This window comes from Ruegeria sp. BF8, from assembly GCF_056538625.1.
Genome location: NZ_JBQFTL010000001.1, coordinates 546,095 through 561,977 on the forward strand (window position 1 = coordinate 546,095; position 15,883 = coordinate 561,977).

The following is a 15,883-nucleotide window of genomic DNA, read 5'->3' on the forward strand; positions in this document are numbered from 1 at the left end:
TCCGCTTCAGCTAGGGTTTCAAATGAAAACGGGCCGGCTGTACCGGCCCGTTTTTTTGTTACTCCGCCGCTTTGAGCGGATGCCCCGGTGTGTCGCCCGGGCTTTCCTCGGCATCTGCAGCCTCATCCTGGGTCCAGACGATTTCCGTCGCCTGCATCCGGCGGGCCGAGTCTCCGATCGCCATATCCTGCGCGATCTGGCTGGAACGGCCGGCGGTCACGCGGGCCAACAGTTTGCCCAGCCATATGGCATAGGTGGTCACCCACACCCGCAACGCCAGGAACGAGGGCGTCACGATCAGGGTCAGAACCGTGGCGATGCCCAGGCCGAACACCACCGCCGTCGCCAGCTGTTTCCACCACAGCGCGGTGGGGCTATTGATCGAATAGCCGCCGTTGATGAAGTCCAGTGACAGGCCGAACATCATCGGCGTCAGGCCCGCCATCGTGGTCAGCGTGGTCAGCAGAACCGGACGAATCCGCGCCTCGGCCGTGCGCACGATGGCGTCGATCCGGGGCATGTAGCGGCTGTATTCCTGGTAGGTGTCGATCAGAACGATGTTGTTGTTCACCACGATCCCCGCCAGCGCAACGATGCCCGTCCCGGTCATGATGATCGAGAAGGGTTGTTGCATCACCATCATCCCGATCAGCACGCCGGTGGTGGACAGAACCACCGCCAGCAGCACCAGCACCGAGTTGTAGAACGAGTTGAACTGCGCCAGCAGGATCACGAACATCAGACCCAGCGCGGCCAGGAAGGCGCTGGAGAGGAAGGCCTGGCTCTCGGCTTGGTCCTCCTGGTCTCCGGTCCATTCCCAAGTGATCGTGTTGGCAAAGGGCTGAGTGTCCAGCCACTCGGTCAGTACCGCGATCCGCTCGTTCGGGTTGATCAGCGTCAGGCGGGCGTCGCCGTCATCAATGGCGGCCTGCACCTCCTGGAGGGTTTCGGCGCCGGTCAACTGAACCAGAGAATAGGCCGTACCATCGGCACCGTTGACCGTCGCACCTTCAGGTTCCGAGCCTTCGGTCACTTCGCGCACCACGGCCAGCCGCTGTTCTCCGTCCGGGGTGGCGATCACCACTTTGCTCAGGCTGGGTTCCACATCGGCCTTGACGTCGTAATAGCGCTCTTGATCCACGCGGTTGATTTCGGCCAGCTTTGCCACCGGTTTGCGGGTGATGAAGTTCGACAAGGGCACCAGCCCGTCCGGTGTACGCACTTTGAGCGTATCCAACGTTGACAGGACCCGATCCTGATCGGGCAGGCGAACGCGGATCTCGATCTCTTCATCCACGCTTTCGGGGCGCATTTCGCCCAGCAGGATGCCACGGGTCACCAACTGCACCATCGCGCCCACGGTTGCCACGTCGGCGCCGAACCGGCCGGCCTTGGCCACGTCGACGTCGATCTGCCAATCGATGCCGGGCAAGGGCAGGGTGTCCTCGATCTTGATCAGGCCTGGGGTGTTTTCGAACACTTCGCGCGCGGTCAGCGTGGCGCCGGTCAGGTCGTCCCAGTTGTCGCCCTTGATCCGCAGGTGCACGGGCTTGGCCGATGCCGGACCCTGTTCCAACGGCAGGATCTCGACAACGAAACCCGGCAGCTTGGCAAGCTCGGCGTTCAACTGCTCGATCACGAAATCGCCGTCATACTCGGGCGCGACGGTGTGCTTATCGAACAATCCGCCTGCGACCGGTTCTGACACGTTCGGGCGATCCTCCCACGGGATGATCTCGAACTGAACGCGGCCCACCGTGTCCGCCGGAGCCTGCGCCCCGCCGTTGTTCTGGTTTAGGCCGCCTTCACCGGCGAACGAGAACACGTTGATCACTGCCGGATGCTGGCTGATCACCTGTTCGGCCTCGAAAACCAGCGCGTCCTTCTCGGCCAGCGACAGGTTGCCCCGTGCGCGGACATAGGCGGTGGCCTGTTCCGGCTCACTTTCGACGAAGAATTCGACGCCGCGGTTGTTCTGGCCGTACATGGTCATCACCGTCATCACCGCAAAGCCTACCGCCACGATCGAGACGATCGGCATGATCGGATTGCCGACCAGGAACTTGATGACATAACCGAAGGGCGTATGTTCCTTGGCCGTGTGGACACGTTCGTCCGGCTTCCGCTCGATCCGGGCTGCGCTCAGCGTGACCGATCCGGCGAAGGCGCCGAACAGGAACAGAACTGCGCCCAGCAAGAACCCACCGCCTGCGCCTTCCGGCAGCAGATACGTGGGGTTCAGCAGCTGCATTGCGCCCAGGAAGATCATGTAGACCGACGGCGGAACCAAGACGGCACGCACCCACCACGGCGTCCGCGCGCGCAACCAATCCGAGCTGCGGTCGAACACGCGGCTCAACCGGCCCGAGACACCGCCCATCACCGGCAGGTAGATCAGCGCCACGATCAGCGAGGCCGACAGAACGAAGATCAGCGTGACCGGCAGCATCCCCATGAATTCACCCGGAATGCCCGGCCAGAACAGCATGGGCAGAAAGGCGCACAGCGTCGTAGCGGTTGACGAGACGATGGGCCAGAACATCCGCTGGGCTGCCTCGACATAGGCGTGCATCGGGCCGACGCCTTCCTTGATGCGTTTGTCGGCATACTCCACGACCACGATGGCGCCATCGACCAGCATCCCCACGGCCAGGATCAGGCCGAACATGACGATGTTCGAGATGCTGACCCCCATGATGGCCAGAAACGCGAAACACAACAGGAACGAGGTCGGAATCGCGAAGCCCACCAGCAGTGCCGCACGGGTACCCAGCGAAGCCAGTACCACGATCATTACAAGCGCGATGGCCGTCAGGACCGAACCTTCCAGCTGGCTGACCATCGAACCGACGATACGGCTCTGGTCATTCGAAGTGCCGACATTCACGGCAGCCTGCAGCTCGGCCGGCCACTTGGTCTCGGCCTTGGCGACAGTCTCTTTCACCTGGGCCACGGTGTCGATCAGGTTGAAACCCTTGCGTTTGACGACCTGCAGCGCCACGGTCGGTTCGCCGTTGAAGCGGGCGGTCCCTTCGCGGTCTTCGAAGGTGTAGTTGATCTCGGCCAGTTCGCCCAAGGTCACGACCCGGTCGCCATTGACCTTGATCGGCAGTCCGTAGACATCCTGTGCGGTCTTGAAGGACGAAGGAATCTTGACCGAAAACGCACCCTGTTCGGTCTCGACCTCACCGGCGGCGATCAGCTGGTTGTTGTTCTGCACGACGCTGATCAGCTCGGCCGCGGTGACGTTGTACGCCTCAAGCCGCAGCGGATCGATGACCACTTCCAGCATTTCATCGCGATTGCCGGCGATCCCGGCCTCAAGGACCGAATCCAGCGCCTCGAGCTCATCCTGGAGGTCCTTGGCGACCCGCGCCATCGTGCGTTCGGGCACGGCACCCGACAGGTTCACGATGACGATCGGGAATTCCGAGAAGTTGATCTCGGTCAGCGTGTATTGCTCGGCGCCTTCGGGGAAGTCGGCCTGCGCACTGTTCATCGCGTCGCGCACGTCAGCGGTAATGGCTGTCTTGTCCCAGCCAAAGTCGAACTCAAGCGCGATGCCCGCATAGCCCTCGGCGGCGGTGGCGGTCATCTCCTTGAGGCCGTCCAGATCAGCAAGCTCGGTTTCCATCGGCTTGATCAGCAGGTTCTCACTGTCTTCGGCCGAAATGCCCGGAAATTGAACCGACACGAACAGGGCCGGAATCTCGATGTCCGGCTCGCCTTCTTTGGGCAGGCTGACATAGGCAAACCCGCCGATGATCAGCGAGATGGCAATGAATGCCAGAACCATTCGGGCCCTGTCGGCGGCCCAGCTGACTATGCCAGTCATTGGGAAACGTCCTTGTAGGTGGGCGCTACGACCACACCGGCGGTCACGAACTCTTGTCCGACCACGATGATGTCTACGGTTTCCGCAAGACCGCCGACCCATACACCGTCGGCCGTGTCACGCAACAGGCGGATGGGTACGAAATCGACGACATTACCGGCTCCGACCGTCCGAACGCCCAGCTGACCTTCATTGTTCAGCGTCAACGCCGATTGCGGCAGCAAGTGAGCCTTGGCGCCTTCGGCCGCGATGCGGATACTTGCGGTCTGCCCGTCCCGGATCAGAAGCTCGGGGTTCGGAACGGTGATTTCCACCTCGAATGTGCGGGTGGTTTCGTCCGCCGAACGGCTGAGGAAGGTCACACGGCCCTCGACCTGCAGTCCGGTCACCAGTTGTGCCTGCGCCGGAGCGCCGACGGTGACACGGTTCACTTCGGTTTCAGGAACGAAGCCGACCAGCTTGATCGGATCAAGCTGGATCACGGTCGCGCACAGCGATCCGGGCTGCATCAGACTACCCAGTTCGGCGGCATCGCTTTCCAGAAGACCCTGAAACGGGGCCTCGATGGTGATGCGGTCCAATTCCAGTTCGGCAGCCGCAACCGCCGCTTCGGCGGCCTCGATGCCGGCTTCGGTGGCCTTCAACTCGGCCTCGGCCGCCTTGATACCGGCCTTGGCTGCGCTCATCTCGGCCTCAGCCGCGATCCGTCGGGTTTCAGAGCCGAAGCCGGTTTCCGAGAGTTTACGGGCGGCAGTCAGGTTGATTTCGGCTTCGGCAACGCGGGCATGTGCTTCCTCCAGCCGCGCTTCGGCTTCGGGCACACGGCTTTCAGCCTCCAGCTTGGCGGCCTTGGCTTGGGCCAGCTGTGCCGGGCGAGAGCCGGGATCCAATTCGCACAGCAGATCGCCGGCCTCGACGAAGGTGCCTTTGCGCTTGGGTTCCGAAATGACGGTCGACGTGGTTTCCGCCAGAACTTCGACCTGACGGATTGCTTTGGTTTCACCGCGCAGCAGAACGGCGCTGTCGATTTCGCGCGCAGTAGAGCGCAACGCAACAACCCCAACGGCCTGCACAGCCGAGGCATCGTTTGCCTCAGCGCCAGCGTCAGACTGGCTCGCAGCATCTTCGCGACCGGCAAATGCAAACAGGGCATCGCGCTCGAAAACCACGAAATACAATGCAACGATGACCAATACGGCGTTGACGAGGGATATCAATCGCATGCCGTCATTCTCCTTAAAATATTATGTCCGCACAAATGCCGGTGGGCACGCAATGACATGGGGGCGTGCGTGCGCGAAGTCCATACTGAACTGAATAGTTTGGTTTGATTTTTTTCGCAAGAGCGCCCTGACGCTGAGCAATTGTGCATTTCGGGTACTTGGCTTGCTGATGGCGCCGGGGTATGACATGGCGCCAGAAAGCTGAATGCAACGCCCGGGGGCAGGAATGAGCGACGTCGACAGTTTCATTGATGAGGTCACCGAGGAGGTGCGCCGCGACCGGCTTTACCTGCAGCTGCGTCGATGGGGCTGGGTCGGTGTTCTGGCCGTTGTTCTGATCGTGGGCGGTGCGGCTTTCAATGAATATCGCAAGGCGCGCGACGCCAGTCAGGCGCAGAAGCTGGGCGACGATATTCTGGCCGCGATGCAGCTGAACGACGCTTCCGCACGTGCCGGTGCGTTGGCGCAGGTCACGGCCAATTCGGCCGGCGAGCAGGCTGTTTTGGGCTTTCTCCTCTCGGGCGCATTGTCCGAGTCGGGATCGGCCGAACAGGCCGTTGAACAGCTGAACGCGATTGCTGTTCAGGGTGATCTGCCGGAAATCTACCGCTCGATCGCTGCATTCAAGGCCCTGTTGTTGCAGTCCGAAACCATGCCCGCCGCCAAGCGCCGGCAACAGTTCGAGTCGCTGGCCGCTCCGGGCGCGCCGCTGCGTCTGTTGGCAGAGGAGCAACTGGCCCTGATCGACCTCACCGATGGTGACACTCAGGCCGCGCTGGAACGTCTGCAGGCCATCCGTCAGGATGCAGAGGTCAGTGCCGACATCCAGCAGCGTGCAACCCAATTGATCGTCGCGCTGGGCGGAACGCCCGAACCGATCACCGCACAGCAGGGTTGATACGCGGCCCATTTCAGTGAACCAAGACAGGCGAGTTCGGAGTTTCATGGAAAAAAGATTATTTTCCCGATTTGGTTTGCCGGTCGCAGCCCTGGCGCTGACGGCGCTGAGCGCCTGCGAGGAACCCGAAGTGATCCTGCCGGGCGAGCGTGAAGACATCCGCCCGGCCCAGGATCTGGAAACCGTTCAGACAACCGGTGCCAAACCGATCAGCCTGCCGGCCGCAAAGCGCAATGCCGAATGGTCGCAGAGCCCGGGAACCGCGGCTTTCCGTACCACCAACGCGGCGCTCAGCCCCGCGCCGCAGCGCATCTGGTCAACCTCGATCGGGGCCGGCGACGGGCGCAAACAAAGGATCACTGCTGATCCGGTTGTCGCAGGTGGCCTAATCTACACCTTGGACGCGGCGGCAACCGTTTCCGCGGTTTCTCCTCAGGGGCAACTGGTCTGGAGCACAAACCTGGTCCCCGCCACGGATGGCGAAGAGCAGGCAACCGGGGGCGGCATCGCCTATGCAGACAACACGTTGTACGTTTCGTCCGGTTTCGGCCGTCTGACCGCTCTGGATGCGCGCACCGGCGGTATTCGCTGGCAAAAGAAACTGAACGCGACCGGTAGCGGAGCGCCGCTGGTATCTGGCGGCCTGCTTTACCTTGTGGCGGGGGATCAGACTGGCTGGGCGGTTGATGCAAAGGACGGGCGCATTGCCTGGCAGATCGAGGGCACGCCCAGCGTCGGCAATGTCCTGGGAGCTCCGGCGCCGGTATTGGCGAACGAGTTCGCAGTCTTTGCGTTTGGGTCCGGTGATGTGGCGGCTGCTTTCCGCAAAGGCGGTATCCGTCGCTGGAACGCGTCGGTCGCCGGCGGCCGCAGAGGGCGGGCCGCAGCGCAGATCGTGGATGTGACAGGCGGCCCGATCGTATCCGGAAGCTCGATCTACATCGGCAACCACTCGGGACGCACGGTCGCCTTCGACGCCAGCTCGGGCGAACGGATCTGGACCGCTTTCGAAGGCGCGGTCGATACCGTCTGGCCGGTCGGCAACAGCGTATTCCTGATCAGCGACCGCAGCCAGTTGGTGCGGTTGGACGTGTCAAACGGGTCTGTGGTCTGGGCCATCGACCTGCCGGGCTTCGTCAAGGACAAGCCCAACCGTCGCGGACCGATCTTTGCGCATTACGGCCCCATCATGGCGGGTGGACGCATCGTCATCGGCTCGAACGACGGTTATCTGCGGTTCTACAACCCTGTCGACGGCACGCTGGTGCATCAGGTCGAGGTTCCGGGTGGGGCGACAACGGCACCGGTGGTTGCGAACCAGACACTCTACGTGGTTTCGACCAAAGGGCAACTGCACGCTTTCCGTTGACGACGAGATGCGTTAAAGGGCGCGTCTGAGTCTTGAAAGTTGAGTATCATGTCTTTGACCCTCGCCATCGTGGGGCGCCCCAATGTGGGCAAATCCACCCTGTTCAATCGCCTTGTGGGCAAGCGCCTTGCGCTGGTGGACGACCAGCCCGGCGTTACCCGCGATCTGCGTGAGGGTGAAGGGCGGCTGGGTGACCTGCGCTTTACCGTGATCGACACGGCCGGGCTGGAGGATGCCACCGACGACAGCCTGCAGGGCCGGATGCGGCGCCTGACCGAGCGTGCCGTGGACATGGCCGATGTCTGCCTGTTCATGATCGACGCCCGTGTGGGCCTGACCCCGACCGACGAGATGTTTGCCGAGATTCTTCGCAAGCGGTCCAAGCATGTGATCCTGGCGGCCAACAAGGCCGAGGGGGCGGCGGCGGATGCCGGTGTGCTCGAGGCGTACAACCTGGGTCTGGGCGAGCCGATCCGCCTTTCGGGCGAGCATGGCGAAGGCATGACTGACCTTTATGCGGCGTTGATGCCTTTGGCTGACGCCATGGAAGAAAAGCAGCCAGAGGACGTTCCGCAAACGGATATCGATCTGGACGAGGATGGGGAAACCGAAGGCGAAGCCCCTGCAATTACGCCGGACAAGCCGCTGCAGGTGGCCGTTGTCGGGCGTCCGAATGCGGGCAAGTCCACGCTGATCAACAAGATCCTGGGTGAAGATCGTCTTCTGACCGGTCCCGAGGCCGGCATTACCCGTGACGCCATCAGTCTGAAGTTGGACTGGGGTGGCACCCCCATGCGCATCTTTGACACCGCCGGTATGCGCAAGAAGGCCAAGGTACAGGAAAAGCTCGAGAAACTCTCGGTGTCGGACGGCCTGCGCGCCGTCAAGTTCGCCGAAGTCGTGGTTGTCCTGCTGGATGCGGCGATCCCGTTCGAGCAGCAGGACCTGCGCATTGCCGATCTGGCCGAGCGTGAAGGACGTGCCGTGGTGATCGCGGTGAACAAGTGGGATGTCGAGGATAACAAGCAGGAGAAGTTGCGCGAGCTCAAAACCTCGTTCGAACGCCTGCTTCCCCAACTGCGCGGCGCGCCTCTTGTGACCGTGTCGGCCAAGACGGGCAGGGGGTTGGAGCGGCTGCGTGATGCGATCCTGCGCGCCCACGATGTGTGGAACCGTCGGGTTCCCACCGCGGCCTTGAACCGCTGGCTGACCGCCATGTTGGAGCAGCACCCACCGCCAGCCCCCCAGGGGCGCAGGATCAAGCTGCGCTATATGACTCAGGCAAAGACGCGCCCGCCGGGTTTTGTCGTCATGTGCTCGCACCCGGACAAGATGCCGGAAAGCTACTCGCGGTATCTGGTCAACGGTCTGCGCGAGGATTTCGACATGCCCGGAACCCCGATCCGGCTGACGCTGCGCGGCCAGGGGGACAAGAACCCCTACAAGGGGCGCCGCAAGAAAAATGCGGGTGCGCTGGCTAAACATCTCAAGGGCAAGGCGTAACTGCGCCAATTTTCAGCATTTTCGGGCTTGGGGCGTGACAGCCCCCAAGCATCGCGCTAGCATTCGCATGCGTGCATTCATTTCGCGCGCGGTTTGCGCGTGCCTGTGACGTGCAAAATTTCGCAAGGACTATTGAACCGGACCATCGTGGGGAGCGGGCTGGATGGACCTGAGAGAATATACGAGACAGTACGCGGTGCAGGACAACCGGCTGGCCGCGCTCAGCTATTTCGGGACGTTCGTGGTGTATTTCGCATCGCTGACGCTGGCGATCGTCTATGTGGATCAGTGGTTCATCATGATCCCGGCCGGGATCGTGTTGGCCTTTTCGGCAGTGCGTCTCTATGTTCTTCAGCATGATTGCGGTCATCATTCGCTGTTCGAAACCCGACGGCAGAATGAATGGGCTGGCCACGTGCTGTCGCCGTTCACCTTCGCTCCTTTCGAAGTGATGAAACAGAACCACAATCTGCATCACGCAGGCATCGGCAATCTCGAACATCGGGAGACCGGTGAAATCAACACGATGACCTTGCGGGAATGGAATGAAGCGGATTGGAAAACCCGTCTGTTCTACAGGCTTTACCGCAATCCCTTCATCTTGGTGCCGGTCGGGGCCCTGTTCACGTATTTCGTCCGCTATCGCTGGCCCAAAAACACGGTGCGGTTCGGTGTCCGCGGGGTCGTGCTGCACAACCTGTCCATCGTGGTTTTCCTAGGTTTGTTGTATTGGATTGCTGGCATGACAGGCATACTCGTCTGGCTGGCCTTTTCGTTTCTCGGCGGAATGCTGGGTGTGTTTCTGGTGTATCTTCAGCACAACTTCGAGGACACCTACTGGGATCGCCGCCCGGATCTGGACCCGCAACTGGCGGCGCTTCAGGGTTCGTCAGCGCTGGATTTCGGATGGTGGTTCGACAATGCGGTCGCCTGCATCACGCTGCATGACATCCACCATTTCAATGCGCGCATTCCGTCCTACCGGCTGCGCGCCTGTCACTACAACTTGCCACCCGAATACACACCCCGCCGGATCAAATTTCCCGAGGCGGTGGCCGCGCTGAACCTGAAGCTGTGGGATGAAGATGCCAAGCGGCTGGTTCCCTTTCCGCGACAGGGTGAAACCGGTGAGCTGGCACGGGGCAGTTAAAGGCGGTTCTCCAAAGGTTGTGCAGACCGAGGCCTTGTCTTGCCGCCTACCGGACGTAGTTTTTAAGTTGGATCGTTTAGGAGTTTTGGAATGACAGCGGTGACCAAGATTCGCGGCATCGGAGAAGCACTTGGCCGCGCTCTCAACGACAATGGCTTCAAGACGGCCGAGGACCTGGCTAGGGCCAAGCCGGCTGTGCTGGTCGCCGTTCCCGGTATCGGAGCGCGCCGGGCGCCCGGATTGATCGCCGCCGCCAAACAGGCCACCTCCGGCGCTGCACCCGTGGCCAAGACCCGACCACCGAAGGCCCCAACGCGCCAGACGGCGCAATCTCGGACCTCAGCTGCTGCGCGCAAGGCCGACGCAGAGGCCAAGGTGGCAGCCGAGAAAGCCGAAGCAGAGGCCAAGGCCCGGAAGAAGGCCAAGGCCAAAGCCAAGGCCGAAAAGGCAGCAAAGAAAAAGAAAGAGATGGAAGCGGCGATCTCGAAGGCGAAGGAAAAGATAAAATCCAAGGCCAAGTCGAAAAAAGACAAGAAGTCCAAGAAGGCAAAAGAGAAGGCCGACGGTAAGTCCAAGAAAGACAAAAAGGACAAGAAGGCCAAGAAAAAGGCAAAGAAGTAGTCACTTCCTTGCCTTGATCTGAAGAAATGCGGTCGCGGCTGGGGTGACCGCCAAAGGTTACGCCAGCGTGCCGTCAGCCTGCAGGGTCAGCTTGCCGCCAAGATACGGCGAAAGAACCTCGGGTAGGGTCACGGTGCCATCGGAGTTCTGGCCGTTTTCCAGGACCGCGATCAAGCAGCGACCCACAGCCAAGCCCGATCCGTTCAGCGTGTGCACGAATTCAGGTTTGCCCCCACCTTCAGGCCGGAAGCGCGCATTCATGCGACGGGCCTGGAAATCTCCGCAGGTCGAAACCGAGCTGATCTCGCGATAGGTGTTCTGGCCGGGCAGCCAGGCCTCGATGTCGAAGGTCCGGCGCGCGCCAAACCCCATGTCGCCGGTGCACAAGACGACGGTACGATAAGGAATGCCCAGCTTTTCCAGGATGCCTTCGGCACAGCGCAGCATGCGCTGCTGTTCGTCGTCCGATTTGTCGGGATGCGTGACCGAAACCATTTCGACCTTTTCGAACTGGTGCTGGCGCAGCATGCCGCGCGTGTCCTTGCCGGCCGAGCCCGCCTCGGAGCGGAAGCACAGCGAATGTGCCGTGTAGCGGCGCGGCAGATAGCTTTCCTCGATGACGCAATTGTTGACGATGTTGGTCAGCGACACCTCGGAGGTCGGGATCAGCCACCACCCCTCGCGGGTTTGGTAGCTGTCTTCGCCGAACTTCGGCAGCTGGCCGGTGCCCTGCATCATCTCGGAGAGCACCAGAACCGGGCCGTTCACTTCGGTCAGACCGTTCTCGTTGGTATGCGTATCCAGCATGAACTGCGCGAGCGCCCGGTGAATGCGCGCCACACCGCCCGACAGCAGCACGAAACGAGATCCTGCCAGTTTGGCCGCGGTTTCGAAATCCATGCCGTTCTGAACCGAGGCGATCTCGAAGTGTTCTTTCGGTTCAAAGTCATAGTCCCGCGGCGTGCCCCAGCGTTTAACTTCGACATTGTCATTCTCGTCTTTGCCGTCGGGTACGTCCTCGGCCGGCAGGTTCGGGATGCGAACCAACTGGTCAGTCAGAAGGGCGTCGATATCCTTGGCCTCGGTCTGCATACGGGCGATTTCGGCCTTTTTTTCGGCCACAAGTGCCCGAAGACGCTCGAACTCGGCTTCGTCGCCGCGCGCCTTGGCTGCGCCGACTTCCTTGCTGGCCTTGTTCTGTTCGGCCTGCGCCGTTTCGGCTGCCAGGATCTTTGCCCGGCGGCTTTCATCCAGGCGCAGCAGATCTGACGATACCGGAGCTTCCCCCCGGCGCGCGAGCGCGGCGTCGAAAGCTGCTGGGTTTTCGCGAATTGCGCGGATGTCGTGCATAGGTCAGATCCTTGGCAAGTGAATCACTAGGGCCGCTTATGCACCATCTGACGGGCAGGGTGTAGCACTGGGTTGGAAAATCGGCCTAGTTGTCCGTGTCTTCAACCGCTTCATGTGCCAGTCGACCGTCCCAGGGATGGGTCGGGATCTTCGGCTCGGGCGGGTCGGCAACGTAAGATGGCGTCATGATCTGAACACCGTTCTCGTTGAACACCTCAACGATGTTGCGGTGTAGGTCGGACTTGATCCGCGGGATCGAGTTGCCACGGGTCGTGTAGGCGTTGATTTGGTAGTTGATCGCGTAATCGGCCAGCGCGGTCCACAGGACAAAGGGCTCGGGGTGGGCGCGAAGCCCATCGGTGCGACGGGCTGCCTCGATCAGCATGGCTTCGACCTTTTCGGGGGGCTCTTCATAGCCGATCCCAACGGTCGTGTGCAAAAGCAGGCCCTTGCCGTCGGTCTGCTTGGAAAAATTGACCACGTCCGAGTTCATCAATTGGGCGTTGGGGATCGAGATCAGCTCGTTCTTGATGGACTTCAGGTGGGTTTCCATAAGTTTGATCTGCACCACATCACCGATGTGTTCACCGATTTGGATGCGGTCACCGATCGAGGTCGACCGGCGATAGATTACGAAAAGTCCAGCCAGCATGTTGCTGACAACCGAGTTCGCGCCAAGAGAGAGCATTGCGCCAACCAGGATGGTCAGACCCTGAAAGGCCGCCGAGTCCGAGCCCGGAATGTAGGGAACCGCAAAGACAAGGGCGATCAGGATCACCACGACACGCGCGATATTGAACGTGGGATTGACCCAGTGTTTCTCGAAATCGCCCATGTCGAAAGTGCCGGCCTCGACCGCGTCGAAGAACACCCGCATGCCTTTGATGATGTACATCGTCACCCAGGCGATCAACGCCAGCATGATCATGTTCGGGATGTAGCTGAGGATACCCCGGAAGATCAGCAGAACCGGTTCGGTCAGGTAGGTCAGTAGCAGCTGCGCAAAGTACCGCGACTCGGCAAATGCCAGCAGAACGAACGACAGATAGTAATAGAAACCCAGAAAGAAGATGATCAGCAGGCCAAAATTCAGCCCGTATCGGATCAGTGCGGCAATCGCCTCGGCCTGTACACTTTTCGCGGTGGCTTCTTCCACGTCCCTAAGGTATCGCCGGACAAAGATCAGGGTGCGTCGCCGAATGCGTCTGTGCAGCCACAGGATCACCAGAACGAAGACGATGAACCCCAACGTCCACGCGGCCGCTTCGATCGCACCGGACACACGCGCCTCGTCCGTGCGGTTTGCCCGGTAAGCCATGATCGCGTCACGGATGGCGTCGCCATGCAAGACCGTCAGGACGCTCAGTTCCATCTGCTCCAGCTCGGCATCGGCCTCGGTAACGATGGTGACCATCTGCCCGTCCGCCAGAATGCGGGTGCCTATCTCGGTGTCCTGATAGGTGATGTCGACATCCGCGGCATCCGAGGATTCGGCGACCTTGATGATCGCATCCTGAATGTTCTCGGCCCTTTCCGGCGCGGGCAGGGCGCTGGAGCCTCGAATGTGGAACAAGGTGTCGCCGTCAACGACGACCGGAGCCATGAAAGTCTCGGCGGCGGCGCTGTCGGCTTCGGGTACGTCCTGCGGGGCATCCTGAGCCATGGCAGGCACCGAAAAGGCCCAAGCCGCAAACAGCATGGACAGCAAAACACCCAATGGAAATGGGGACTTGACGAAACTCCGCATGGGTCCTCCCTGACTTTGACTATACCCAAAGCCCCGCACCATCCTAGTGGATATCTGCGGTGTAATTCATCATCTTCGGGGATCGTGACACTGTTGCACGGCATGCCAAGTCGGCCATCGCTTGCAAAGGTTGATTTCAAGGCATAGTTTCCCGGCAAATTCGCGGTGCTCACTCTGCGACCTCAAGAAAAAAGGAATGTCCCATGGAAGGTGGCGCAATCGCCCAGTTTCTCCCGCTCATCCTGATCTTCGCGATCATGTACTTCCTGCTGATCCGTCCGCAGCAGAAGAAGATGAAGGAACATCAGGCCATGGTCGAGGCAGTGCGCCGCGGCGATCAGGTCGTCACTCAGGGTGGCCTCATCGGCAAAGTGTCGAAGGTCAAGGAAGGCGAAAACGAGATCGAGGTCGAGATCGCGGACGGCGTCCGGGTTCGTGTGGTCAAGTCGACCATCGCTCAGGTGCTGAACAAGACCGAACCGGCGAAGTAACTTCGCGTCGCAACTTCCTGAAAAGGCAGGGTAATGCTGCAAATTGATACCTGGAAACGGGTCCTGATCTGGCTGGTCTGCGTGGTTGGCCTGCTGATGGCCCTGCCGAACGCGTTTTACACGCGGGTCGAACAATCGAACGACGCCAGGGCCGCCATCGAACTGGGCATCGACACGCCCGAGATGCAGGCGCAAGCGGGGCAATGGCCCGATTGGCTGCCGTCGTCATTGGTCAACCTGGGGCTTGATCTTCGCGGTGGGGCGCATCTGTTGGCCGAAGTTCAGGTTGGCGATGTCTACGAGACGCGGATGGAGGCCATGTGGCCCGAAGTTCGTGATGCCCTGCGGGACGAACGGGCGACGGTCGGAACGATCCGCCGTCAACCCTCGGCCCCGGATGAGATTCGCGTTCGTATCAGCCAGCCGGACGGAATGCCAAGCGCTCTGGAAGCGGTGCGCGGGCTGGCCCGTCAGGTGCAGACGCTGACCGGGGTCGGCGCCACGGATATCGAAGTCAGCGCCGACGGCGACACCCTGATCGTAAAACTGTCCGAGGCGGAGAAACTGGCCTCGGATGATCGAACGGTGCGTCAGGCACTTGAAATCGTGCGCCGCCGGATCGACGAGGTTGGCACTCGTGAGCCGACCATCCAGCGTCAGGGCACCGACCGGATCCTGATTCAGGTGCCCGGGATCGGCAGTGCCAGCGAGTTGAAGGACATCATTGGTACCACGGCGCAACTGACCTTCAATCCGGTCGTGGCCCGCGGCACCGATCCGGACGTCGTGCCCGGCGTCGGTGAAGAGGTCGTGCCGTCGATCGACGAAAACGGCGTGTACTACACCATCGAATCCGCACCCGTCGTGACGGGCGAGGAATTGGTCGACGCGCAGCCTTCCTTCGATCAGAACGGACGCCCGGCGGTCAGCTTCCGGTTCAACACATCCGGCGCCCGTAAATTCGGCGATTACACCCGCGACAATATCGGTGCTCCGTTTGCGATCGTGCTGGATGACGAGGTGATCTCGGCCCCGGTGATCCAAAGCCATATCCCCGGCGGTTCCGGCATCATCACCGGCAACTTCACCGTCGAAGAAAGCACGAACCTTGCTGTTCTGCTGCGTGCAGGCGCGCTGCCGGCGGGACTTGAGTTCCTCGAAGAACGTACGATCGGCCCCGAACTGGGCCAGGACAGCATCGACGCGGGTAAGGTCGCCACCACAGTCGCTTTTGCAGCGGTCTTGATCTTCATGGCGCTCAGCTATGGTCTTTTCGGCATCTTCGCCAACATCGCTTTGCTGATTAACGTCGGGCTGATCTTTGGGCTGTTGTCACTGATTGGCGCGACACTGACGTTGCCGGGCATTGCCGGGATTGTGTTGACGGTCGGTATGGCGGTGGATGCCAATGTGCTGATCTTCGAACGTATTCGAGAAGAGCTGAAATCGGCCAAAGGCCCCGCTCGGGCAATCGACCTGGGCTATGAAAAGGCCCTGTCGGCCATTCTGGATGCCAACATCACGACCTTCATCACCGCCGTTATCCTGTTCGCCATCGGCAGCGGCCCGGTTCGCGGCTTTGCCATCACGCTTGGCCTGGGCATTCTGACGTCGGTCTTCACCGCGATCTTCGTGACGCGACTGATGATCATCATGTGGTTCGAACGGCGCCGCCCGAAAACGATCGAGGTTTGAC

At 61.0% G+C, this 15,883-nt stretch carries 11 protein-coding genes; 7 read left to right on the forward strand and 4 right to left on the reverse strand.

Annotation, left to right across the window (positions count from 1 at the left end; translation table 11 throughout):
* Positions 1–58 precede the first annotated feature (58 nt).
* Positions 59–3,835 (reverse strand): efflux RND transporter permease subunit, encoded by a 3,777-nt coding sequence (locus ACR0LD_RS02715; protein ID WP_480635562.1) that lies wholly within the window; start codon positions 3,833–3,835, stop codon positions 59–61.
* The gene (locus ACR0LD_RS02720) at positions 3,832–5,058 is read right to left on the reverse strand and encodes an efflux RND transporter periplasmic adaptor subunit (RefSeq protein WP_170431999.1); all 1,227 of its coding nucleotides are present in this window, start codon (positions 5,056–5,058) and stop codon (positions 3,832–3,834) included. Before ACR0LD_RS02720 ends, ACR0LD_RS02715 begins: the two co-directional genes overlap by 4 nt.
* Before the next feature lie 226 nt (positions 5,059–5,284).
* On the opposite strand from ACR0LD_RS02720, the gene ACR0LD_RS02725 reads away from it, so the two are divergent.
* The 5 genes from ACR0LD_RS02725 (at position 5,285) to ACR0LD_RS02745 (ending at position 10,599) form a co-directional block, all read left to right on the forward strand.
* On the forward strand, positions 5,285–5,956 hold the full coding sequence (locus ACR0LD_RS02725) for a hypothetical protein (RefSeq protein ID WP_480635563.1): 672 nt from the start codon (positions 5,285–5,287) through the stop codon (positions 5,954–5,956).
* A gap of 46 nt (positions 5,957–6,002) precedes the next feature.
* On the forward strand, positions 6,003–7,325 hold the full coding sequence (locus ACR0LD_RS02730; protein ID WP_480635564.1) for a PQQ-like beta-propeller repeat protein: 1,323 nt from the start codon (positions 6,003–6,005) through the stop codon (positions 7,323–7,325).
* A 48-nt stretch (positions 7,326–7,373) separates the two neighbouring features.
* On the forward strand, positions 7,374–8,828 hold the full coding sequence (gene der / locus ACR0LD_RS02735; protein WP_170338000.1) for a ribosome biogenesis GTPase Der: 1,455 nt from the start codon (positions 7,374–7,376) through the stop codon (positions 8,826–8,828).
* Between the two features lie 163 nt (positions 8,829–8,991).
* The gene (locus tag ACR0LD_RS02740) at positions 8,992–9,978 is read left to right on the forward strand and encodes a fatty acid desaturase (protein ID WP_480635565.1); all 987 of its coding nucleotides are present in this window, start codon (positions 8,992–8,994) and stop codon (positions 9,976–9,978) included.
* A gap of 90 nt (positions 9,979–10,068) precedes the next feature.
* Entirely contained in the window at positions 10,069–10,599 is a 531-nt protein-coding gene (locus tag ACR0LD_RS02745) for a helix-hairpin-helix domain-containing protein (protein WP_480635566.1), read from the forward strand.
* Positions 10,600–10,656: 57 nt separating this feature from the next.
* Here ACR0LD_RS02745 and serS read toward each other — a convergent pair whose 3' ends face one another.
* Complete coding sequence (gene serS / locus ACR0LD_RS02750; RefSeq protein ID WP_480635567.1) at positions 10,657–11,949, reverse strand: serine--tRNA ligase; 1,293 nt, start codon at positions 11,947–11,949, stop codon at positions 10,657–10,659.
* An 85-nt stretch (positions 11,950–12,034) separates the two neighbouring features.
* Positions 12,035–13,696 carry a mechanosensitive ion channel family protein gene (locus ACR0LD_RS02755; protein ID WP_480635568.1) on the reverse strand — a complete coding sequence of 554 codons (1,662 nt, stop codon included), beginning with the start codon at positions 13,694–13,696 and terminating at the stop codon, positions 12,035–12,037.
* Positions 13,697–13,899: 203 nt separating this feature from the next.
* On the opposite strand from ACR0LD_RS02755, the gene yajC reads away from it, so the two are divergent.
* The gene (yajC, locus tag ACR0LD_RS02760) at positions 13,900–14,187 is read left to right on the forward strand and encodes a preprotein translocase subunit YajC (RefSeq protein ID WP_093962445.1); all 288 of its coding nucleotides are present in this window, start codon (positions 13,900–13,902) and stop codon (positions 14,185–14,187) included.
* 33 nt (positions 14,188–14,220) lie between these two features.
* Entirely contained in the window at positions 14,221–15,882 is a 1,662-nt protein-coding gene (gene secD / locus ACR0LD_RS02765; protein WP_480635569.1) for a protein translocase subunit SecD, read from the forward strand.
* The last annotated feature ends 1 nt before the right edge of the window (position 15,883 follow it).